We start from the raw sequence: 21275 nt of genomic DNA on the forward strand, positions 1-21275 counted from the left end.
GAAAGCATCGGGCCGGGCGTCCCGTGAGGGCCGCCCGGCCCGGCGCGTCACGCCTCGCCGATCGCCCGTTCGGGGCACTGCGCGATGGCGACGCGCACCGTCTGCTCGAACTCGGCGGGCACCTCGGGCGTCAGCACCTCGGAGTACCCGTCGTCGTTGAGGTCGAAGACCTCGGGGCACAGCGTGCAGCAGACTCCGTGGCCGCGGCAGCGGTCCTCGTCGATCGCGATCTTCATCGGGCCTCGTCCCCGGCGGGGTCGAACTCCAGGTGCAGGTGCGTCAGGCCGCGCAGGATGTGGGTCGGGACGTAGCGGTAGCGGCGGGCGCCCGCGGGGCCGTGCCGGTCCTCGCTGAGCCGGATGTCGGCCGTCCGGTCGAGGAGCCGCTCGATGCCCACGCGCGTCTCGGACCGGGCCAGCGGGGCGCCGGGGCACGTGTGGGCGCCGCGCCCGAACGCGATGTGCCGGCGGGCGTTGCGGCGCGAGGGGTCGAACCGCGCCGGGTCGTCGAAGTGGCGCGGGTCCCGGTTCGCGGCCGCGTTCACCAGCATCAGGATCGTGCCGGCGGGGACGTCGACGCCGCCCACCGTGGTCGCGACGCGAGCCAGCCGGAAGTCCCCCTTGACCGGGCCTTCGATCCGGAGGGTCTCCTCGACGAAGTTGGAGATGCGGTCCCGCTCGGAGCGCAGCGTCCGCTGCAGGTCGGGGTCCTCGGCGATCTGCTTGAGCGCCGAGCCCAGCAGCCGGACGGTGGTCTCCTGGCCGGCCGCGAAGACGTTCGCCGCGACCCGGACGACGTCCGCGACCTCGGGGACCGACCCGTCCGGGAACGTCGCGGTGGCGAGGCCGGTGAGCACGTCGTCGCGCGGCTCGCGGCGGCGGTCCTCGATGTAGGGGACGAAGCGCTCGTACAGGAACTCCAGCGGGCTGTGCGCGAGGGTCTCCTCGCCGGTGCCGCCGACGCCGCCGCCGGACGTGCGCCGCAGCGTCGAGGCGAACTCGTCGCGGTCCTGCTCGGGCATGCCGAGCAGGTCGGCGATCACCAGGAGCGTGAACGGCACCGCGAAGCCGTCGATCACGTCGCCCTCGCCTCCGGCGAGGTAGTCGTCGAGCACCCGGTCGGCGAGCCGCCACATGGACGCCTCGTTCTCCTTGAGGCGCTTCGGCGTGATCAGCCGCATCAGCAGCGCGCGGTGCGCCGTGTGCTGCGGCGGATCGAGCGTGGGGAGCTGGTCGCTCATCGGCAGTTCGGCGCGGTGCCGCTCGATCAGCTCGCTGACGTCGTCGCCTTCGAGCGGGACGGGGAAGCCCGGGAACGGGCCGGTCACCGAGATGCACGAGGAGAACGTGTCGGTGTCGTTGTACACCTGGAGCGCCTCGTCGTACCCCGTCACCATCAGCACGCCGTGATGGGGCTCGCGCTGCACGGGGCACTTGCTCCGCAGGGCCTCGAAATAGGGATAGGGGTCCGCGACGAGCGCCTCGTCGCGGAAGTAGTCGAGGGCCTCGAGATCCTTCACTGACCGGAGTCCTTTCCTTGTGCCGCTCAGCAGAGCGCGGTTCTTATTTGGCGAGAAGGACATTACTCGGTCGGGTCGCCGGCTCCCGCGGGCGGCGGCCGGACGGTCGTCCGTCAGGTGTTGCGGCCTCCGTTGACGCCGATCACCTGGCCGGTGATGTAGCCCGCCTCGTCGGAGACGAGGAAGGCGCACGCCGCGGCGATGTCCTCCGGGCGCCCCGGCCGCCCGACCGGCGTGAGGTCGGCGTGGTGGTCGACGGAGCCGCCGAGCAGCCCCTTCGTCTCGGACTTGCGGAGCATAGGCGTGTCGATGAAGCCGGGCGGGATCGTGTTGACGGTGATCCCCTCGTGCCCCAGCTCCAGCGCGAGCGCCTTGGTGAAGCCGATGAGCCCGGCCTTCGAGGCGACGTAGTGCGTCATGAACTGCTGCCCGGACTGCGCGCTCGAGGAGGAGATGTTCACGATCCGGCCCCAGCCCGCGGCGGCCATGTCCGGCACGACCGCCTGGGCGCAGTAGAAGGGCCCGCTGAGGTTCACGGCGATGATCCGGTCCCAGATCTCGTCGGTGATGTGCAGGAACTTCTTGAAGCCCGTCAGTCCCGCGTTGTTGACGAGCACGCTCACCGGGCCGTAGGCGTCGCGGATCCGCTGGACCGCCGCGTCCACCTGCGCGCGGTCCGACACGTCGACGCCGCCGAAGGGGGACGCCTCGTGGCCCTTCTCCCGCACCTCCGCGGCGACCCGTTCGGCGGCGTCCGCGTCGAGGTCCAGGACCGCCGTGGCGAGGCCGTCCTCGGCCAGCCGGTGGACGATCGCCCGCCCGATGCCGGAGCCGCCGCCGGTGACGACCGCGGTCCGCCGCGCGCCGCTGTTCTCCTCGCTCATGGATGCCTCACTCGTGCCCTTCTCGCCCGTGCCGCGGGTGCCGGCGCGGGGTGCCGCCGGCCCGGAAGTATCATCAGCTTCTCCGTAGACGGTACATAAGATACCGTCTATTGAGAATGGTATTTCCAGCGGGAGAGGGGAACGGGATGCCGATCCTGGACGGCGGAGGGGCCCGGCTGCTCATCGACGGGCGGCTCGAGGACGCCGAGCGGACCTTCGGCTCGTCCGATCCGGCGACCGGCGAGCTCCTCGGCGAGGCCCCGGACGCCACGGTCGACGACGCCGGGCGGGCCGTCGCGGCGGCGCGGCGGGCGTTCGAGGAGACCGGCTGGGCCACCGACCGGGACCTGCGCGTCCGGTGCCTCGAGCAGTTCCACCGCGCGCTCGTCGAGCACCAGGAGGAGCTGCGCGAACTGCTGATCGCCGAGGCGGGCGCGCCGCGCACGCTGACGCACGGCGCCCAGCTCGACGAGCCCCTGGACCTCGTCCGCTACTACGCGGCCCTGCTGCGCGACCATCCGCTGACCGAGGACCTCGGGTACGCCGAGTACCAGGGGCAGCGGCACCACCGCTGGGTGGAGAAGGAGGCCGCCGGGGTCGTCGCGGCGATCACCCCGTACAACTTCCCCGTCCAGCTGGCGCTGGTGAAGCTGGCGCCCGCGCTGGCGGCGGGCTGCACGGTGGTGCTGAAGGGCGCGCCGGACACGCCGCTGGTGACGCTCGCGCTGGGCAGGCTGCTCGCCGAGCACACCGACGTCCCGGCCGGCGTGGTGAACGTCCTCACCTCCTCGCGGGTCGAGGCCGGCGCCGCGCTCACCACGCATCCGCAGGTGGACGTGGTCAGCTTCACCGGCTCCTCGGCGACCGGCCGCGCCATCCTGGCCGCGGCCGGCGGCACGATCAAGCGGGTGCGGCTGGAGCTGGGCGGCAAGTCCGCGCTCATCATGCTGGACGACGCCGACCTGCGTGCCGTGTCCATGAACGCCGCGTTCGGCATCTGCCTGCACGCGGGCCAGGCCTGCGCGCTGAACTCCCGCCTGCTGGTGCCGCGCGCCCGCCACGACGAGGTCGTCGAGCGCGTCGCGCGCTACCTCGGCAAGGTCGCCTACGGCGACCCGCGCGATCCGAAGACCTACATGGGGCCGCTGATCAGCGAGCGGCAGCGGGAGAAGGTCGACGGGATGGTGCGGCGGGCCGTTGACGCGGGCGCCAAGCTGGTGACCGGTGGCGAGAAGGTCGACCCGGGCTTCTTCTACACCCCGACGCTGCTGAGCGGTGTGGACCCCGACAGCGAGATCGCGCAGGAGGAGGTCTTCGGGCCCGTCCTGGCCGTCATCCCCTACGACGGCGATGACGACGCCGTCCGCATCGCCAACAACTCCGCCTACGGCCTGTCCGGGGCGGTGTACGGCGCCGACGACGAACGCTGCCTGGCGGTCGCGCGGCGCATCCGCACCGGGACCTACAGCGTCAACGGCGGCAACTACTTCTTCTCCGACACGCCGTTCGGCGGCTTCAAGCAGTCGGGCATCGGCCGCGAGAAGGGCGTCTCCGGCCTGGAGGAGTTCCTGGAGACCAAGACGTTCGGGATGGTCGCACCCGCCTAGAGTCCGCATCGGCCCCGCCCGGAGTGGACGGGGCCCGGTCCGCGGACCGGGCCCGTCCACTCCTTCTCTCGGCTCTTCCGCTCGGCGCTCAGCGGGTGATCTTCGCGGCGGCCTTGCGCCGCGTGACGGGCTCGGCGAGGCGCTGCTCGTCGCAGGCCTTCTGAAGGATGCCGAGGGTCTCCTCGAGGCCGGGACCGAGCGGCGGGTGCGGGTCGAACGTCGCGGGCAGGTGGCGCATGCCCTGGATGACGCCGATCGTCTCGTAGTGGACGGTGCCCTCCGGGTCGCATCGGTAGCCGGGCATGCGGTCCAGCACCTGCATGAGCATGCGCTTGAACACGGTGCGCGCGACGTTCGAGCCGATGCAGCGGTGGATACCGAGGCCGAAGGCGTGGTGCCGGTTCCCGGAGCGTTCGAGGTCGATCCGGTCGGGGTCGGCGAACACCGACGGGTCCCGGTTGGCCATGGCCCACGACAGCCAGACGCGCTCGCCCTCCTTGAAGCGGGTGCCGGCGATCTCGCAGTCCTCGGAGAAGGTGCGGGCGTCCCCGGGGGCCGGGGTGAAGTAGCGCAGGAACTCCTCGGTGGCCGAGTCCAGCAGCGTGTCGCGCTCGCGCGACAGCCGCTCCCGCTCGCCGGGGTGCTCCGACAGCCACTCAAGCGCGTGCGCGGTCAGCGCGGTCGTCGTGTCGAACCCGCCGCCGATGACGAGCGCGAGGACGCCGAGCAGCTCCAGGTCGTCGGGCCGGCCGCCGTTGATCTCGGCGTTGAGCAGCGCGTCGATCATGCCGGGGCGCGGCTTCTCCCGGATGACGGACATCTCCTGGAACAGGTCGGAGAAGCAGGCGGTCTGCTGCTCGCGCACCCGGGCCATCTCCGGCGAGTTCGGCGGCGTGTAGACCGCGGCGTGCGTCGGCTCGCTGTACAGCTCCCACCGGTTCACCGGCACGCCGAGCATCGCCAGGGTGAGGACGGCGGGCACGATGTTGGCGAGGTCGTCGACGAAGTCGATGGCCCCGCTCTCGCACTTCTCGTCCAGGCAGGCGCGCACCACCTCGTCGACGAACGGGATCCAGCGGCTCACGGCGGCGGGGGACAGGTAGGGGTTCAGCGCCTGCCGGTAGTGGCGCTGCTCGGGCGGGTCCATCTCCAGGAAGCCGCCGCGGACCGGCGGCGGCGGCTTGGGCGCCGGGATGGTGATGCCCTTGTAGCCGCGGCGCTCGCCCTTCACGTCGTGGTCGTTCGACAGCTTGTCGGCGGACCGGGCGAGCTCGAACACCTCCGCGGCGCCGGCCGCCACCCAGTGCCCGTCGTAGGTGTCCGACCAGGCGATCGGGCACTTCTCCTGCATCTCATGGGTGATCGAGGTGAACTGCCGGCGGTACTCCGGGGTGTGCCGGTCGAACTCGTAGCGGTTCTTCTTGCGGGCCTCGTCGTCCACGCTCACGTAGTCGTCCTCTCTGAGCCGGCGGGCGATCCCAGGGGTAGAACTTACTTTTCAATTGCGAGAACAATACTCTCAATCAGGGACGCCCGGTAGGCCGGGGCGCCGCCGTCCACCGGCACGCGCTGGCCCGCCGGAGGCGGGGCCGCCGCCCGGACGCTTGCCGGGCGCCCTGGAGAGAAGGCTTGAAGCAAGCGTTCTCATTCAGAGAGAATGATGTTTTCGACGTGGAGGAGACGGCATGGGAACCCAGCGCGACGCCGGACCGGAGACGGCGGGATCGGCCGCCCGGACGGACCGGGCGAGGCGGCTGCTGATCGGCGGGCGCCTGGTGGAGGCGGAGCGGACGTACGCCTCGCTCGACCCGGCCACCGGCGAGGTCATCGGGCACGCCCCCGACGCCGCGCCCGCCGACGCCGAGGCCGCCGTCGCCGCGGCGCGCCGCGCGTTCGACACCACGGCCTGGCCCACCGACACCGACCTGCGCGTCCGGTGCCTCGAGCAGCTCTACGACGTGCTGACCGAGCACAAGGAGGAGCTGCGGGAGCTGACGATCGCCGACACCGGGTCGCCGCGCATCGTGACCCACGGCGCCGGGCTGGACGAGCCGCTGGAGATCGTCCGCTACTACGCGCGGCTGCTGCGCGAGCACTCCTTCACCGAGGAGCTCGGCGAGACCGAGGTCAGGGGCCGGCGGCACCGCCGCTGGGTGGAGAAGGAGGCGGCCGGGGTCGTCGCCGCGATCACCGCGTACAACTACCCCAACCAGCTCGCGCTCGCCAAGCTCGCGCCCGCGCTGGCCGCCGGGTGCACGGTCGTGCTGAAGGGCGCGCCGGACACGCCGCTGGTGACGCTCGCGCTGGCCGAGCTGATCGCCGAGCACACCGACATCCCGGACGGCGTGGTGAACGTCCTCACCTCCTCGGGAGCGGCCGCCGGCGAGGTCATGACCACGCACCCGGACGTGGACGTCGTCACGTTCACCGGGTCCACCGCGACCGGCCGCAAGATCATGGCGGCGGCGAGCGGCACGGTGAAGCGGGTCTTCCTCGAACTCGGCGGCAAGTCCGCGATGGTCGTGCTCGACGACGCCGACCTCGACCTGACCGCGATGGCGGCGGCCTTCACCATCTGCTCGCACGCCGGCCAGGGATGCGCGATCACGTCCCGGCTGCTCGTGCAGCGCGGGCAGCACGACGCGATGGTGGAGCGGGTCGCCGCGCAGCTCGCGGGCATCCGCTACGGTGACCCGCGCGACGCGAACACCTACATGGGGCCGCTGATCAGCGAGCGGCAGCGGGAGAAGGTCGACGGGATGGTGCGGCGGGCCGTGGAGGGCGGCGCGAAGCTGGTGACCGGCGGGGAGAAGGTCGACCCCGGGTTCTTCTACACTCCGACCTTGCTGAGCGGTGTGGACCCCGACAGCGAGATCGCGCAGGAGGAGGTCTTCGGGCCCGTCCTGGCCGTCATCCCCTACGACGACGATGACGACGCCGTCCGCATCGCCAACAACTCCGCCTACGGCCTGTCCGGGGCGGTGCACAGCGCCGGCGAGGAGCGCGCCCTCGCCGTGGCCCGGCGGATCCGCACCGGCACGCTCAGCATCAACGGCGGCAACTACTTCGCGCCGGACGTCCCCTTCGGCGGCTTCAAGCAGTCGGGGATCGGCCGCGAGATGGGCGTGGCCGGCCTGGACGAGTTCCTCGAGCGCAAGGCGTACGCGGCGCCCGTCGCCTGAGCGAAGGCCCTACCGTATCCAGCGCCGGCCGTCCCCGCGCGCCGGCGCCGACGAAAGGAATCCCCCGCATGGCAGCAGACGCGGCCGCCGCAGACATCGCCTCACTCGTGCTGCGGGTGTCCATCGGCGGCACCCTGATCGCGCACGGCTGGAACCACGCGTTCGGCGGTGGCAAGATCGCGGGCACGGCGGGCTGGTTCGAGTCCATGGGGCTGCGCCCGGGCCGCTTGCACGCGCTGATGGCGACCGGGACGGAACTCGGCGCCGGCGTCCTGCTGCTGCTCGGACTCCTCACCCCGGTCGCCGCCGCCGGGGCGGTCGGCACGATGGCGGTCGCGTTCATCACCGCCCACCTGCGCAACGGCTTCTTCATCTTCCGGCCGGGCCAGGGCTACGAGTACGTCGTCATGATCATCATGGTGGCGTGCGGGATCGGCGCCCTCGGCGGCGGCGCGGCGTCCCTCGACCGCGCCATCGGGCTTGACGGCGACCTGTCCGGCTGGACGGGCCTCGCCGTCACCGCCCTCGCCGGAGGCGTCGGCGCCGCCCTCCTGCTGGCCGCCTTCTGGCGCCCCGCCCGGAAGGCCGAGGAGCAGACCGGCTAGGACGCCCCGGGCGGCGGGCCCGCGACGAGGCGGCCGGCGATGACGGTGCTCCGGACGGCCGCCGCGTCCGGAGCGCGCAGTGCCTCGGCGAGCGGGACGCGCAGCAGGACCAGATCGGCGGCGGCGCCGGGGCGGACGCCCCGGACCCGCCCGCCGGGATCGCCGGGCGGCGTCAGGTAGGACCGGAGGGCGGCGCGGGCCGGGACCGCCTCGCCGCCCGCCACGACCGCCCCGGACCGGGTGCGGCGGTGCACGGCGGCGCGGACGACCGCCCAGGGATCGAGCGGCCCGTACGGCGCGTCGCTCGACAGCGCGACCGGCACGCCCGCGTCCGTCAGACGGCGGTGGCGGTACAGGTCGCCGTGCTCGCCCGCCGGGACGTCGCGCAGGTAGTCGTCGCCCCGGTCGGCGATGAAGCCGGGCTGCGTGACGACGCGCAGGCCGAGCCGGGCGAGCTCGCCGACGGTCTCGTCCGGCACGAGCGCGGCGTGCTCGACGCGGTCGCCGTCGCGGACCCCGGTGCCGCCGAGCGCCGCGAGGAGGAGCAGCAGCGCCTCGCGCGTGACGCAGTGCACGGCGACGGCCCGGCCGCGCGCGTGGGCGCCGGCGATGCGGCCGGACAGATCGTCCAGCGAGGGAAGTCCCGAGTCGGCCAGGACGATCTTGTAGGGGCCGGTCGTCACCCCCGGGCGCCGGGGGGACGGCGCGTCGAGGGGCACGCCGAGCAGATGCACCCGCTGGGGGAGCGCCCCCCGCTCGAACGCGGCGATCGCGCCGGCGGCCAGGTCGGGAGTGGCGTCGGTCACGCCGGTGATCCCGTACCGCGCCAGCTCGGCTCCGACGGCTCCCAGATCGGCGGGCGGCCCCGCCGGGACGCGGGTGCGGAGCCAGTCGTCGGCGCGCCACAGCCGCCCGGTGGGGACGCCGCCGGCGCCGCGTTCGATGCCCGGGTGGCGTCCCGAGGCCAGGCCCGCCTCCCGGACCGCGGCGGAGTTGAGCATCCACAGCGCGCCGCTGCGGTGCTGGATCCGGACGGGGACGTCGGCGCGCAGCGCGTCGAGGCGCGCCGCGTCCAGGTCCCCGGCGACGCTCTCGGCGTAGCCGACGCCGCGCACCCAGCCGTTCTCATCGGGCGGCGCGGCGCGCAGCGCCGCCGCCAGGGCGTCCCGGCCCTCGACCTGCGAGGGCCCGCACAGGACGGACCGCCCCCGCGCCCACAAGGCGTGCAGGTGCACGTGGTGATCCCACAGTCCCGGGAGCAGCGCGCCGCCGCGGCACTCGACCACCTCGTCCGCCCGCGCGGGCGCCAGATCGGGGCCGACCTCGGTGATCCGCCCGCCCGCGACGCGGACGTGCGCCCGCACGCGCCCGCCGATCTCGGCGTCGCGGAACAGCAGCCCGCTCACGGGACGGGCCTTATGACGGGCCTCATGGGACGGGGATCCCCAGCTTCCGCAGCACCTCGGCGGTGTCGGCGCCCGCGGTCGGCGCGTCGCCGTCCGGGTCGCGGCGGACCGGGGAGGCGACCGGGACGGCACCGGCACCGGTCTCGACGACCCACCCGCCGCCGCGGCGGAGCGCCGGCGCGCTGGGGACCGGCGGCCCCGGATCGAGAGCCGCCGCGACGACGCCGGTCATCGGCACGTCCCACAGGACGCCGCGCCCCGGCGGCGCGGTGGCCGCCAGCACGGCCGCGGTGAGCCCGGTCAGCGGGTCGGCGACGGCGTCGCCGCAGAACAGCGGGGACAGGTCCGGCTCGCGGCAGACCAGCCCGGCGCCCGCGGCCACGTCGTCGCCGAAGCCGACCCGCTCGGACGCGCGGCCGTCCGCGGTGATCGAGACCCAGGTCGTCCCGGCGGCGACGGCGGCGTCCGCGTCCAGCCCGAACCGGGCGAGGGCGCGCGGCCGGGACGCCTCGATGACGATGTCGGCCGCGTCCACCAGCGCCGCCATCGCCCGGCGGCCCGCCCCGGTCGCCGGGTCCAGCACGACGGAGCGGTGGCCGGCGTGCAGGAGCCGGTAGAAGCCGGGGTCGCCGTACCGGGCCCCGTCCGGGCGGGCGGGCGTCTCGACCTTGACGACCCGCGCCCCCGCCAGGCCGAGCAGATGCGCGCAGAGCGGCCCCGCCCACAACGCGCTGAAGTCGACGACGAGTGCGTCCTTCACCGGGCGCGGCGACACCGGGACCGGGACGCGCGCGGGCGGCGCCGGCGTGCGCACCGGCCCGGCGGCGACGCCGAGGAGCTCGGCGCGCTCGGCCAAGTCGGCGCCGGTGTGCTCGCGGAGCCACGATGCGACGACCGGCCACGGATCGTCCCCGACCTCGGTGCCGGCGAGCGCGCCGAGGAGCGCCGGGTCGTCGGGGCGGGCGCAGGACACCGCGGCCCAGCCGTCCGCTGTGGGAAGCAGCCGGCACGCGCCGCCCGCGGACACCCGTCCGCGGCGGCCGTGGCCGGTGAACGCGGCGCGCTCGGCCAGCAGCCGCGCCCCGTCCAGGCGCGGAGCGCCGGTGGAATCGGCGAACCGCCCGGCCAGCTCCCGGGCCACGGCCGCGGCCCGGCCGGGCGGCAGCAGGGGCGGGCCGTCCGGCCGGCCGGACAGCGCCATCGCGCCGCTTCCCGCCCACGCCGACGCCGCGTCCGCGTCCCTGTCCGGGTTCGGGGGCGTGCCGCTCATCGCCGCCCGCTTCCCGCGCCGCCGCTGCGTCCGCGCATGATCCCGACGATAGCGCCGGGCCGCCGTCAGCGCGCCACGTAGCCCCCGTCGACGGGCAGTGCGGCACCGGTGATGAACGACGACTCGTCCGCGGCGAGGAAGAGCGCGGCGGCGGCGAGCTCGGAGGGCAGCCCCCAGCGGTTCATCGGCTGGGCGCGCATGGGCATGTCCGGCGGCGGCGACGGGTTCCGCTCCGACGCGCCCGCGAGGCCCGTCCAGGTCATGCCGGGGCAGATCGCGTTGACCCGTACGCCCTGCTCGGCGTAGTCGAGCGCGGCGCTCTTGGTCATCTGCACGACGCCGCCCTTGGCCGCGGCGTACACCGAGTGCTCCTTCCAGCCGACCAGGCCGGCGGAGGAGGCGGTGTTGACGACGGAGCCGCCGCCGGTGCGCAGCATCGCGGCGATCCCGTACTTCATGCCCAGGAAGACGCCTTTGAGGTTGACCGCGATGACGTCGTCGAAGGTGCTCTCGTCCTGCTCGGTGATGGGTCTGCGGGGGCCGCCGAAGCCGGCGTTGTTGCACAGCACGTCGAGTCGCCCGAAGCGGCGCTCGGCCGTCTCGATCATGGCCCGCACGTCGGCGGCGGCGGACACGTCGGCGTGCACCGCGACGGCCGCGCCGCCGATCTCCTCGGCGACCTCGTCCTGCCGGCCGCTGCGGTCGGCGCACACGACCTTCGCGCCGTGCTCGGCGAACAGCACGGCCATGGACCGCCCGATCCCCGACCCGGCACCGGTGATCACCGCGACCTTGCCGGCGAGCCGTCCTGCGTTGTCCGTCATGGTGTGCTTCCTTGCGTCGGGTCCGGTGGCGCGCTCGTGGTGGTGCGGTGCCGCGTCATCCGGGCGAGCGCCGCGTCGTGCCTGGCGATGATCTGGCGGACGCGCGCCTCCGCCAGCGGCCCGAGCCCGTCGTAGACGCCCGCGAACAGGCTCCGCGCCCGCCGCCCGGGCCACGGGCGGGGCAGCAGGCCCTCCGGCAGCTCCGGGTCGAGGCTGATCAGGGCGAGCCAGGCGTCCTTGACGTTCGTCCTGGCCACGAGCGCCTCCGCGGTGCCGACCTGCCCGCGCTCGACGCGGTGGAGGAGCGGTTCGTGCTCGGCGATGAACGCCTCGTAGCGCGCGGCGATCGCCCCGACGTCCCACGCGGCGAGCGGGTCGCCCGGCCCGGACGCGTACGTCACCTCGGCGCGCAGGACGGTCGCGTGCCCGACCCCCAGGTTCTCCAGGAGTTCGACGGTCTGGTCGCGGTCGGCGTGCGGCGACACCCAGACGCTGTCGTACAGGGGGGCGTAGCCGAGCCAGCGCAGCCGCGTCCGGATGACGTAGCGCAGGTCGCGCCGCTCGTCGGGGACCGAGAACAGGACGGTCGTCCACGAGCCGTCCCACGCCCGGTCCCCGGCGCGGAACTCCACGACCCGCCGCTGGGTCTGCTCCAGCGCTCGCGCGGCGTCCGGCGTCAGCCGGTAGAAGGTCCGCCGGCCGGTCTTCGTCGCCTCCAGCAGGCCCCGCCGGGCGAGCCGCGCGATCGCGGCCCGCGCGCTCGCCTGCGTGTTGGCGAACTCGGTGAGCAGCTCGACCAGCGCGGCCGACGGCAGGTACTCCTTGGTGCCGAACCAGTGGTCGGTGAACAGCCCCAGCACCAGATGCTGCGGGTTCGGCCCGACCTGGACGCGCGGGAAGTCGACCTCGGTCTCCACGTAGGCTTCCATCACGCCGGAAGGCTATCCACGGCCGTCCCGCCCGGCCGTCCGCACGCCGCCGCGGCGATGGTCATCGTCCGGTCCCCGTTCACACGGCCGGTTCGGCGGTGGTGGTGAAGAAGGCGGATCCGGAGTCGGGGATGCGCGGCTGGTGGAAGACGTTGACCGCGTAGGAGACGAGGATCATCGAGTACAGCAGCCGCAGCAGCCGGGTGGCGTCGTCGTCCAGGTCGTTCAGGTCGAGTGCGTTGAGGTGCTCGATGGCCTCTTCGGCGCGCGGGGCGATGGCGTCGTAGAAGGCGGCGAGCTCGTCGAAGGTCTTGGACAGGCGCATGTCGTAGCGTTCCTGCCGGGTGGGGCGGGCCCAGTCGGCGACCCAGGGCTCCAGGTCGGTGAACGGGGCGGGCAGGCTTGTCGCGGTGGACGGCATCAGCCCTCCTTCTCGGCGGAACGGGTCTGGTGGGCGGTGACGGTGTCGCGGACGGTCTTGTGGAACTTGCGGATCAGCAGCTCCTGGTCCGACAGGTGGAAGTGCTGGTTGGCGCGGGTCGACAGGCCCATCTGGGTGGCCTCGATCGTGTTGACGTCCTGCATGGCGAACTCGATGGTGCTGTCGACGACGAGTTCCTGCGCGAGCCGCTCCTGGGCGTTCTTCGGCGGGACGAAGTACATGTCGATGTCGTAGGTGTGCTGGTCGACGGCTTGGGGCCAGTAGGTGTAGGTGATGTAGAACCCGCGCGCCCAGATCTGCACCGACAGGTTGGGGAACAGCCAGAACTGGTCGTTGCCCCAGGAGCGGATGTTCCCCTTGTTGAGGAAGCCGGGGAGGGGGCCGATGTCGGGGACGTCGTCGGGGCCGAACAGTCCGGCGCGGAACAGCTTGTACACCCAGATCTGGTCGCGCTGGGCGGGGCCGGCGGTGCCGGGCTCGCGCGGCGGGAGCGGGGGCGGGCCGGGCACCGAGGTGAGCATGTGCGGGGTGAACAGGTCGTAGTGGTAGGCGTCGACCGGGGGGACGAGCTTTTCGGCCTGGGCGATGTCCTTGGCGATGAAGCGGGCGTGCACGTACGGCGGGTGGTACCACTCGCAGACCGAGTCGACGGCGAGCTTCCAGTTGCCGCGGATCGGCGCGGAGAACCCGTAGTGCTGGGTCATCTCGTGGAACGGGTAGGCCTCCAGTTCCAGGAGGCGGTCGCCGAGGTAGCTGCGCAGCGGGACGGGGTCGTCGGAGAGGTTGACGAAGATGAACCCGGCGAACTCCTCGCAGTGCACCGGCGGCATCCGCAGCGAGTCCTTGTCCAGCCCGAAGAACTCCTGCTCGTTGGTGACGTGGGTGACGCGGCCGTCCAGGCCGTACCGCCAGCCGTGGTACTTGCAGGCGAACTCGCGGCACGAGCCCTTGGACTCCTGCTGGGGGTGCTCCTGCCAGACGACCTTGTTGCCGCGGTGGGCGCACACGTTGTGGAAGGCGTTGACCGTCCCGTCGCGGCGCCGCGCGATCACGATCGAGGCCAGGCCCGGCAGTTCACGGGTGAAGAACGTGCCCGGGCGGGGCAGCCGCTCGGACCGGCCGACGTACAGCCAGGACCGCTTGAACACCGCTTCGCGTTCGGCGGCGAAGAACTCAGGGGAGATCGAGTCCTCGTAGTCGACGGGTCCGGTGCCCAGGTCGGGGTAGTCCGGGGTGAACTTCCCCCGCCCCGTGGACAGGCGTTGCTGCAGCTCGGTCATGCGCTGCCTCCTTGCGGTCCGATGGCCCGATAGTAGGCACTTTTTCTTCGTGTGAACATGTATCTGTCGTGCTATTTAGGTCCAGGGCTTGTCGTTCCAGGCGCGGTCCAGGGGCTCCATGCCGCCGCCGAAGGGGAAGAACTCCTGCTGGGCGTAGGTCTCGCGGGCCAGGCCGTGGCCGAGCTCCTCCAGGTAGGCGCGCTTGAGCTGCTGCGTGAACAGCTGCCGCGTGTACCGCAGCACCATCGGCGGCCGCTTGACCAGCTCCCTCGCCAGCTCCCACGCCCTGTCGAGGACCTGGTCCTTGGGCAGGACCTCGTTCACCGCGCCCCACTCCCGCGCCTCCTGGGCGGACAGCTTCTTGCCGGTGAGCAGGAAATAGCGGGCCCGGTTGTGGCCGACCAGGAAGCTCCAGATCACGTGCTGCCCGTCGCCCGGCACCTGGCCGCGCGGGAAGTGCGAGACGTCCTGGAACCAGGCGTCCTCGGAGGCCAGCACGATGTCGCCCATCAGCGGGACCTCGGAGTGGATGTTGCACGGGCCGTTGACCACGCTGATCATCGGCACGTCCACCTCCAGGACGTTCTGCTGGAGCTGGCGGTTGTACCAGGCCTTCTCGTCCAGCTTGTGCAGCCCGCGGACGCCGGGCATCGCGTCGTAGACCGGCGGGTCGGGGAGCGTGCCGTCGGGCATCAGGCCCCAGTCGGCGTTGTAGTTCTCGCCGGTCCCGGTGTGGATGAGCACCTTGATCTCGCGGTCGCCGGCCACGTCGGCGAACGCGTCGGCCATGTCGTCGTGCGACTTCCAGTCCCACACCAGGCTCCCGCCGCCGGTGTGGCACTGCATGAGCAGGATCCCGTCGTCGCTCAGCTCGAAGCGGTAGTTGGGATAGCGGTCCTTGTAGTCCTCATACCTGGCGCGCTTGACCATCGGCCGTCCCTTCGCCCGGGTGGGGGCCCGCATCCGGCGCCCGGCCCGCCCGGACCTCTGTTATGCGACATGGTTTTGGCGTACGGTGCTAAATATGCATCCTTTTCGGTTCGCCGTCCAGGCGACCAAGGCGACCAGCGGGGCGCAGTGGCGCGAGCTCGCCCGCAAGGCCGAGGACCTCGGTTACGCCACCCTGTTCGTCGCCGACCACTACCTCGGGCCGGGCCCGGCGGCCCGCGAGTCGCGGCTGCCGCCTCAGCACCTCGCGCCGATCGCCGCGATGGCCGCGGCCGCCGCCGTGACGGAGCGGCTCCGCGTCGGATGCCGCGTGTTCTGCGTCGACTACCACGTCCCGGCCGTCCTGGCGAAGGAGGCGGCGACCCTGGACCTGCTGTCCGACGGCAGGCTCGAGTTCGGCATCGGCGCAGGCTGGAGCGAGCGCGAGTACCGCGCGATGGGGCTGGACTTCGCGGCCCCCGCCCGCCGCGTCGACAAGCTGGCGGACGTCGTCGCCCTGCTCAAAGCGCACTGGAGCGGCGAGCCCCTGGACCACCGGGGCCCGTTCGCGACCGCGACCGGATACGCGGGCCTGCCCCTGCCGGCCCGGCGCCCCCGCCCGCCGATCATGATCGGCGGCGCCCGCAGGCGCGTCCTGTCGCTCGCCGCCCGCGAGGCCGACATCGTCAGCGTCAACAACGTCCCGTTCGACGCGGTCAACGACGCCGGCCGCACCCCCGCCGAAGAGGCCGCGCACCGCTTCGCCCTCGTCCGCGACGCGGCGGGCGACCGGCTCCCCGGCCTGGAGATCGAGAGCTCGCCGTTCTTCACCGAGATCACCGACGACCCCGCCGCGGCCGTGGCCCGCGTCGCCAAGCTCATGGGCGTCCCGCCGGACGGACTTTCCGAGCACCCCAACGTGCTGGCCGGCTCGCTCGGCGAGGTGACCGACCGGCTCCAGCAGCGCCGCGAGACCTACGGCGCGAACTACATCACCGTCCAGCAGCGCGAGATGGAGCGCTTCGCGCCGGTCGTCGCCCGGCTCGCGGGGCGCTAGCGGACCGGCCGCCGCGGCCGGCGATCATGGAGGACACGCAGGTGGTCGGAGACGAGAGCGGCGCGATGCCCGAAGCGCGCGGACCGCTCGACGGGGTGCGGGTCGTCGAGGCGGCCACGCTGGCGGCCGGGCCGACGGTGGCCACGACGCTGGGGGAGTTCGGCGCCGAGGTCATCAAGGTCGAGCCGCCGGGCGCCGGGGACCCGATGCGCACCTGGGGCGACCGCAGGGACGGCATCGGCCTGGTGTGGAAGAGCATCGGCCGCAACAAGAAGTGCGTCACCCTCGACCTGCGCGGACCCGCCGGCCGGCGGCTGCTGCACCGGCTGCTCGACGTCAGCGACGTGCTCGTGGTCGGCAACCGTCCGAGCACCCTGGCCCGCTGGGGGATCGACTTCGACTCGGTCCATGCCGCGCACCCGCATGTCGTGGTCGCGCACATCACCGGCTACGGGCGCGGCGGCCCCAAGAGCGACCGGCCCGGTTACGGCACGCTCGCCGAGGCGATGAGCGGCTTCGCGCACGTCACCGGCCCCGCCGACGGCCCGCCGACCCTGCCGCCGTTCATGCTGGCCGACGGCGTCGCCGGCCTCACCGCCGCCTGCGCGGTCATGATGGCGCTCTACCACCGCGACGTCCACGGCGCGGACGGCCAGCTCGTGGACGTCAGCCTCCTCGAACCGCTCGCACGGCTCATCGAGTCGGCGACGCTCGCCTACGACCAGCTCGGCACCGTCAAGGCCAGGACCGGCAACCGGCTGGACGCCAGCGCCCCGCGCAACGCCTACCGCACCCGCGACGGCCGCTGGCTGGCGATCTCCAGCGCGTCGCCGAGCATCGCGGTGCGCGTCTTCCGCGCCATCGGCCGCCCCGACCTCGCCGAGCACCCCGGCTACGTCGACCCCGTCCGCCGCCAGGAGCGGGCCGCCGAGGTGGACGAGCTGGTCGCCGCCTGGGTCGCCCGCCGCACCCTCGCCGAGGCCATGGCCGTCTTCGAGGACGCCGAGGTGACCGCGGCGCCCGTCTACGACGCGCCCGCCCTGCTGGCCGACGAGCACCTGCGGGCCCGCGGCACCTTCCGGGCCGTGGACGATCCCGACCTCGGCCGCATGACCGTCCAGGCGCCGGTGCCGAGGCTCAGCGCCACCCCGGGGCGCGTCGAGCACCTCGGCCGCCCGCTCGGCGCCGACAACGACCGCGTCTACCGCGAGCTGCTCGGCCTCGGCGCCGCCGAGATCGAGGACCTGCGCGAAGAAGGAGTCATCTGATGCCCGAGCCGAGAGCCCGCAGGTCGGAACTGGCGACGCCGGCGAGCGAGGAGCACATGTGCGCGAAGGCGGCGCGGTCGGGCGCGGACCTGGTCTTCCTCGACCTGGAGGACGCCTGCGCCCCGGCGGTGAAGGAGCGGGCGCGCGGCGTCGCCGTCGCCGCGCTGACCGGGCTGGACTGGGGGCGCACGGCGCGCGCCGTCCGCGTCAACGGCCTGGACACGCCCTGGTGCCACGGCGACGTCATCGAGGTCGTCACCGGGGCGCGCGAGGCGCTCGACGTGATCATCCTGCCGAAGGCGCGGGCCGCCCGCGACGTGTGGTGGCTCGACGTCCTGCTCACCCAACTCGAGGAGAAGCTCGCGATGCGCAAGCGGATCGGCGTCGAGGTGCTCATCGAGGAGGCCGAAGGCCTGGCGAACGCCGTCGAGATCGCCCGCGCGAGCGACCGCCTCGAAGCGGTCATCTTCGGCGCCGGGGACCTGTCCGCCTCGCTGCGCGCCCGGGTCGACGGCAACTTCGACCCGCTCGGCGACTACCCCGGCGACTTCTGGCACCACGCCCGCGTCCAGGTCCTGACCGCCGCCCGCACGGCCGGCATCGACGCCGTCGACGCGCCGTACCCCGCCTACCAGGACGCGGACGGCTACCGCAGGGCAGCCGCGCACGCCGCCCTGCTCGGCTTCGACGGCAAGTGGGCCATCCACCCCGGCCAGATCGCGACGGCCAACGAGGTGTTCACCCCGACGGCCGAGGAGGTCGCGCAGGCCAGGGAGGTGACGGAGGCCTACCGGCGCGCCGCCGCCGCGGGCACCGGCGCCATCGGCCGCGACGGACGCCTCGTCGACGCGGCCCACCTGCGCCACGCGGCCAACGTCCTGCGCCGGGCGGCGCCGGCCGGGTGATCCGCGAGCCGTCGGCGATCGGACCCGGACGAGGGGCCTGCTTCCGTCACCGGTCGTCGGAGTGCGCGGCGGCGGCTCGCGTGCGCACCGGCGCCGCGCGGCCGTCGCCTTCCGCGGCCCGGGCGATGCCCTGGCACATGCCGCCGAAGACGCGGTCGTGGAACGGTTTGAACGCCAACCAGTAGCAGTGCCCGAGCAGCCCGCGGGGGTGGAAGAGGGCGCGCTGGGAGTAGCGGGCGCGGCCGTCGCGCTCGGACACCGACAGCTCCAGCCACGCCAGGCCGGGGACGCGCATCTCCGCGCGCAGCCGCAGCAGGCGCCCGGGCTCGATCTCCTCCACGCGCCAGAAGTCGACCGCCTCCCCGATCCGCAGCCGGCGCGGGTCGCGGCGCCCGCGGCGCAGGCCCACCCCGCCGACGAGCCGGTCCAGGAGGCCCCGGGCGCGCCAGGCCAGGGGGAAGGAGTACCACCCGTGCTCGCCGCCGATCCCCTCGATGACCTCCCACAGGCGCTCCGGCGGGGCGTCCACGGTGCGGGACCGCTCGTCGGTGTAGAGGCTCCCGCCGGCCCAGGCCGGGTCGGTGGGCAGCGGGTCGCTGGGAGCGCCGGGGACGCTCGCCGACGACCAGCGGGTGGCGACGTCCGCCTCGCGGACGCGCCGCAGCGCGAGGGCCACCGCGCGCTCGAACCCCGCCAGGCCCTCGTCCGGCGGCGGGACGTACCGGCCGATGTCGTGCTCGCGGCAGATCACCTCGTTGCGCAGCGACTCCACCAGCGGGCGCGCCAGCGGACCCGGGACGGGCGTGATCGCGCCCACCCACAGGCTCGACAGCCAGGGGCTCAGCACGGGCACCGGGACGACGAGGCGCGGCCCGAGCCCGGCGACGGCGGCGTACCGCCGCATCATCTCCAGGTAGGTCAGCACGTCCGGCCCGCCGATGTCGAAGCCCCGGCTGACCCACTCGGGGAGCGCGGCGGACGCCACGAGGTAGTGCAGGACGTCCCGGATCGCGATCGGCTGGATGCGCGAGTGCACCCAGCGCGGGGTGACCATCACCGGGAGCCGCTCGGTCAGGTACCGCAGCATCTCGAACGACGCGGAGCCCGACCCGATGATCACGGCGGCGCGCAGCCACACGGCGGGCACCCCCGCGTCCAGCATGATCCGGCCGACCTCGGCCCTGGACCGCAGGTGCGGGGACAGGTCCTCGTCCGGCTCCATCCCGCCGAGGTAGACCAGGCGGCCGACGCCGGCGTCCCGGGCCGCGTCGGCGAAGGTGCGGGCCGAGCGGCGGTCGGTCTCGCCGAACCCGCCCGCCCCGCCGATCGCGTGGATCAGGTAGTAGGCGACCTCGACGCCGTCCAGGGCCCGGCGGGTCGACTCCGGGTCGGTGGCGTCGGCCTGGACGATCTCCACCCGGTCCGCCCAGGGATGGTCGCGCAGCCGCCGCGGGGTCCGCGCCATGCAGCGCACGCGGTGGCCGGCGGCCAGCAGCTCGGGCACCAGCCGGCCGCCGATGTAGCCACTGGCCCCCGTCACCAGGCAGAGCCGCCCGCCGCTCGTCTCAGCGGGCGGCGGCATCGTGCAGGGCTCCGATCATCGTTCCCCCTCGCGTCGGGCAGCCCGTACCCGGTGCCGACGGGGACAAGCGCGGCCCTTCCCGGTCTTTGCCCGTCCTGGACGCCGTCCGGGAGAACGGCGCCGTTCGAAGCGGCCGTCCCGGGGAAGCAGGTCCCTGTGAGGACCGCAGGAAGGCAGGCTCGCCGGGCCGTGTCCCGCGAGCGGCGGCCGATCGCGCGCCCGGCTCCGGAGATCCGCCGGTGAGCGCGTCGCTGATGCTGTTCACCCGCGATCTGCGGGTGCACGACAATCCGGCGCTGGCCGCGGCGTGCCGCCGGACCGGGCCGACCGTCCCGGTGTTCGTCTTCGACGACGCGCTGCTGGCCGGGCCGTTCGCCGCGCCCAACCGCGTCCGCCTCCTGCTGGACGCCCTCGCGGACCTGCGCGAGTCGCTGCGCGGACTCGGCGGCGACCTGGTGGTGCGGCGCGGCGATCCGGTCGCCGAGATCGCCCGCCTGGCCCGGCGGACGGACGCGGCGGAGCTGTTCCTCGCCGACGAGCGCTCGGCGTACGCGCGGCGCCGCCTCGCCGGGCTGCGCGAACTCGGGCTGCGGGTGTCCGTGCATCCCGGGATCACCGTGGTGCCGCCGGGGGACCTCACCCCGCCCGGCGGGGACCACTACCGGGTGTTCACGCCGTACTGGCGGGCCTGGGAGGCGGTCCGCCGGCGGCCGATCGCGGCGGCGCCCCGCGAGGTCCGCCTGCCGCCGGGGCTGCGCGGCGGCCCGCTGCCGGAGTTCGGCGACCTGACGAACGGCACGCCGTCCCCCGATCTCGCGCGGGGCGGTGAACGGGCGGGACGGCGGCGCATGGCGCGCTGGCTGGACGAGGCCGCGGCCGGGTACGACGAGGGCCACGACGACCTCGCCGGCGACCGCACGTCGCGGCTCAGCGCCTACATCAAGTTCGGGTGCGTCTCGCCGAGGGAGCTGGCCGATGCCGGCCCCGCCGGGTTCCGCCGCCAGCTCGCCTGGCGCGACTTCCACCACCAGGTCGCCGCGGCCTTCCCGGACCTGGCGCGAAGGGACTACCGGCCGCGCCGGGGGGAGTGGAACCGGGACGACGACGCCCTGGCCGCCTGGCGCGAGGGCATGACCGGCGTCCCGATCGTCGACGCGGGGATGCGGCAGCTGCTCCGGGAGGGCTTCATGCACAACCGCGCCCGGCTGATCACCGCGTCGTTCCTCACCAGGACCCTCGGCGTCGACTGGCGGGCGGGGCTGCGCCACTTCAACGACTGGCTGGCCGACGGCGACATCGCCGACAACGCCGGCAACTGGCAGTGGGTCGCCGGGACCGGCAACAGCACGCGGCCCGGACAGGCCATGAACCCGCTCCGGCAGGCGTCGCGCTTCGACCCGAAGGGCGACTACGTCCGCAGGTACGTCCCCGAGCTCGCGGGCATCGAGGGGGCGCGCGTGCACCGCCCCTGGACGCTCCCCGCCGACCAGGGTCCCGGGCCGGCCTATCCGCCGCCCGTCCTCGAGCTCGGCTGAGCATCCGCACTCCGACGCGAAGGTCTCCCAGATACCACTTCCCCTTAAAGATT

Annotated in this window: 19 protein-coding genes; 7 read left to right on the forward strand and 12 right to left on the reverse strand. The window is 73.9% G+C overall.

The window, feature by feature from the left end; all coding sequences use genetic code 11:
• Window positions 1–47: 47 nt before the first annotated feature.
• The 3 genes from F8568_RS19165 to F8568_RS19175 all read right to left on the reverse strand — a co-directional run bounded on the left by F8568_RS19165 (window position 48) and on the right by F8568_RS19175 (window position 2403).
• A complete protein-coding gene (locus F8568_RS19165) occupies window positions 48–236 on the reverse strand; it encodes a ferredoxin (protein ID WP_151594930.1) in 189 nt (62 codons plus the stop codon).
• Complete coding sequence (locus tag F8568_RS50470) at window positions 233–1519, reverse strand: cytochrome P450 (protein ID WP_202125147.1); 1287 nt, start codon at window positions 1517–1519, stop codon at window positions 233–235. Before F8568_RS50470 ends, F8568_RS19165 begins: the two co-directional genes overlap by 4 nt.
• A 113-nt stretch (window positions 1520–1632) precedes the next feature.
• The gene (locus F8568_RS19175; protein ID WP_151594932.1) at window positions 1633–2403 is read right to left on the reverse strand and encodes an SDR family NAD(P)-dependent oxidoreductase; all 771 of its coding nucleotides are present in this window, start codon (window positions 2401–2403) and stop codon (window positions 1633–1635) included.
• A gap of 146 nt (window positions 2404–2549) precedes the next feature.
• Here F8568_RS19175 and F8568_RS19180 point away from each other — a divergent pair, with 146 nt between their 5' ends.
• Window positions 2550–4010, forward strand: coding sequence for an aldehyde dehydrogenase family protein (locus F8568_RS19180; protein ID WP_202125148.1), 1461 nt, complete (start codon window positions 2550–2552; stop codon window positions 4008–4010).
• An 88-nt stretch (window positions 4011–4098) separates the two neighbouring features.
• Here F8568_RS19180 and F8568_RS50475 read toward each other — a convergent pair whose 3' ends face one another.
• On the reverse strand, window positions 4099–5457 hold the full coding sequence (locus F8568_RS50475) for a cytochrome P450 (RefSeq protein ID WP_202125149.1): 1359 nt from the start codon (window positions 5455–5457) through the stop codon (window positions 4099–4101).
• Window positions 5458–5695: 238 nt separating this feature from the next.
• Between F8568_RS50475 and F8568_RS19190 the strand changes: the two genes are divergently transcribed.
• Entirely contained in the window at window positions 5696–7192 is a 1497-nt protein-coding gene (locus F8568_RS19190) for an aldehyde dehydrogenase family protein (protein ID WP_151594934.1), read from the forward strand.
• Between the two features lie 68 nt (window positions 7193–7260).
• The gene (locus F8568_RS19195) at window positions 7261–7797 is read left to right on the forward strand and encodes a DoxX family protein (RefSeq protein WP_151594935.1); all 537 of its coding nucleotides are present in this window, start codon (window positions 7261–7263) and stop codon (window positions 7795–7797) included.
• Here F8568_RS19195 and F8568_RS19200 read toward each other — a convergent pair.
• From F8568_RS19200 to F8568_RS19230, 7 genes are all read right to left on the reverse strand, one after another.
• On the reverse strand, window positions 7794–9203 hold the full coding sequence (locus tag F8568_RS19200; RefSeq protein WP_151594936.1) for an amidohydrolase family protein: 1410 nt from the start codon (window positions 9201–9203) through the stop codon (window positions 7794–7796). The two genes, F8568_RS19195 and F8568_RS19200, sit on opposite strands and share 4 nt — an antisense overlap.
• 22 nt (window positions 9204–9225) lie before the next feature.
• A complete protein-coding gene (locus F8568_RS19205; RefSeq protein ID WP_151594937.1) occupies window positions 9226–10473 on the reverse strand; it encodes a CoA transferase in 1248 nt (415 codons plus the stop codon).
• Between the two features lie 65 nt (window positions 10474–10538).
• On the reverse strand, window positions 10539–11297 hold the full coding sequence (locus F8568_RS19210) for an SDR family NAD(P)-dependent oxidoreductase (protein WP_151594938.1): 759 nt from the start codon (window positions 11295–11297) through the stop codon (window positions 10539–10541).
• Window positions 11294–12226: a PaaX family transcriptional regulator gene (locus F8568_RS19215; RefSeq protein WP_236008931.1), complete on the reverse strand. Its 933-nt coding sequence runs from the start codon at window positions 12224–12226 to the stop codon at window positions 11294–11296. The genes F8568_RS19210 and F8568_RS19215 overlap by 4 nt, the downstream gene beginning before the upstream one ends.
• 79 nt (window positions 12227–12305) lie before the next feature.
• The gene (locus F8568_RS19220) at window positions 12306–12647 is read right to left on the reverse strand and encodes a hypothetical protein (RefSeq protein ID WP_151594940.1); all 342 of its coding nucleotides are present in this window, start codon (window positions 12645–12647) and stop codon (window positions 12306–12308) included.
• Window positions 12647–13948, reverse strand: a complete 1302-nt coding sequence (locus tag F8568_RS19225) for an aromatic ring-hydroxylating oxygenase subunit alpha (RefSeq protein ID WP_151594941.1) — start codon at window positions 13946–13948, stop codon at window positions 12647–12649. Before F8568_RS19225 ends, F8568_RS19220 begins: the two co-directional genes overlap by 1 nt.
• A 75-nt stretch (window positions 13949–14023) precedes the next feature.
• Complete coding sequence (locus tag F8568_RS19230; RefSeq protein WP_151594942.1) at window positions 14024–14878, reverse strand: enoyl-CoA hydratase/isomerase family protein; 855 nt, start codon at window positions 14876–14878, stop codon at window positions 14024–14026.
• A 94-nt stretch (window positions 14879–14972) separates the two neighbouring features.
• Between F8568_RS19230 and F8568_RS19235 the strand changes: the two genes are divergently transcribed.
• From F8568_RS19235 to F8568_RS19245, 3 genes are read left to right on the forward strand one after another with little or no spacing between them, the layout of a single operon-like run.
• Window positions 14973–15932 carry a TIGR03621 family F420-dependent LLM class oxidoreductase gene (locus F8568_RS19235; RefSeq protein ID WP_151594943.1) on the forward strand — a complete coding sequence of 320 codons (960 nt, stop codon included), beginning with the start codon at window positions 14973–14975 and terminating at the stop codon, window positions 15930–15932.
• 41 nt (window positions 15933–15973) lie between these two features.
• A complete protein-coding gene (locus F8568_RS19240) occupies window positions 15974–17200 on the forward strand; it encodes a CaiB/BaiF CoA transferase family protein (protein ID WP_328600953.1) in 1227 nt (408 codons plus the stop codon).
• Entirely contained in the window at window positions 17200–18105 is a 906-nt protein-coding gene (locus F8568_RS19245; protein WP_151594944.1) for an HpcH/HpaI aldolase/citrate lyase family protein, read from the forward strand. The genes F8568_RS19240 and F8568_RS19245 overlap by 1 nt, the downstream gene beginning before the upstream one ends.
• Before the next feature lie 46 nt (window positions 18106–18151).
• On the opposite strand, the gene F8568_RS19250 is transcribed toward F8568_RS19245, so the two are convergent.
• A complete protein-coding gene (locus F8568_RS19250; RefSeq protein WP_151594945.1) occupies window positions 18152–19687 on the reverse strand; it encodes an SDR family oxidoreductase in 1536 nt (511 codons plus the stop codon).
• Window positions 19688–19941: 254 nt separating this feature from the next.
• On the opposite strand from F8568_RS19250, the gene F8568_RS19255 reads away from it, so the two are divergent.
• Complete coding sequence (locus F8568_RS19255) at window positions 19942–21222, forward strand: cryptochrome/photolyase family protein (protein WP_151595081.1); 1281 nt, start codon at window positions 19942–19944, stop codon at window positions 21220–21222.
• The last annotated feature ends 53 nt before the right edge of the window (window positions 21223–21275 follow it).

This window comes from Actinomadura physcomitrii, assembly GCF_008923205.2.
GTDB lineage: Bacteria > Actinomycetota > Actinomycetes > Streptosporangiales > Streptosporangiaceae > Spirillospora > Spirillospora physcomitrii.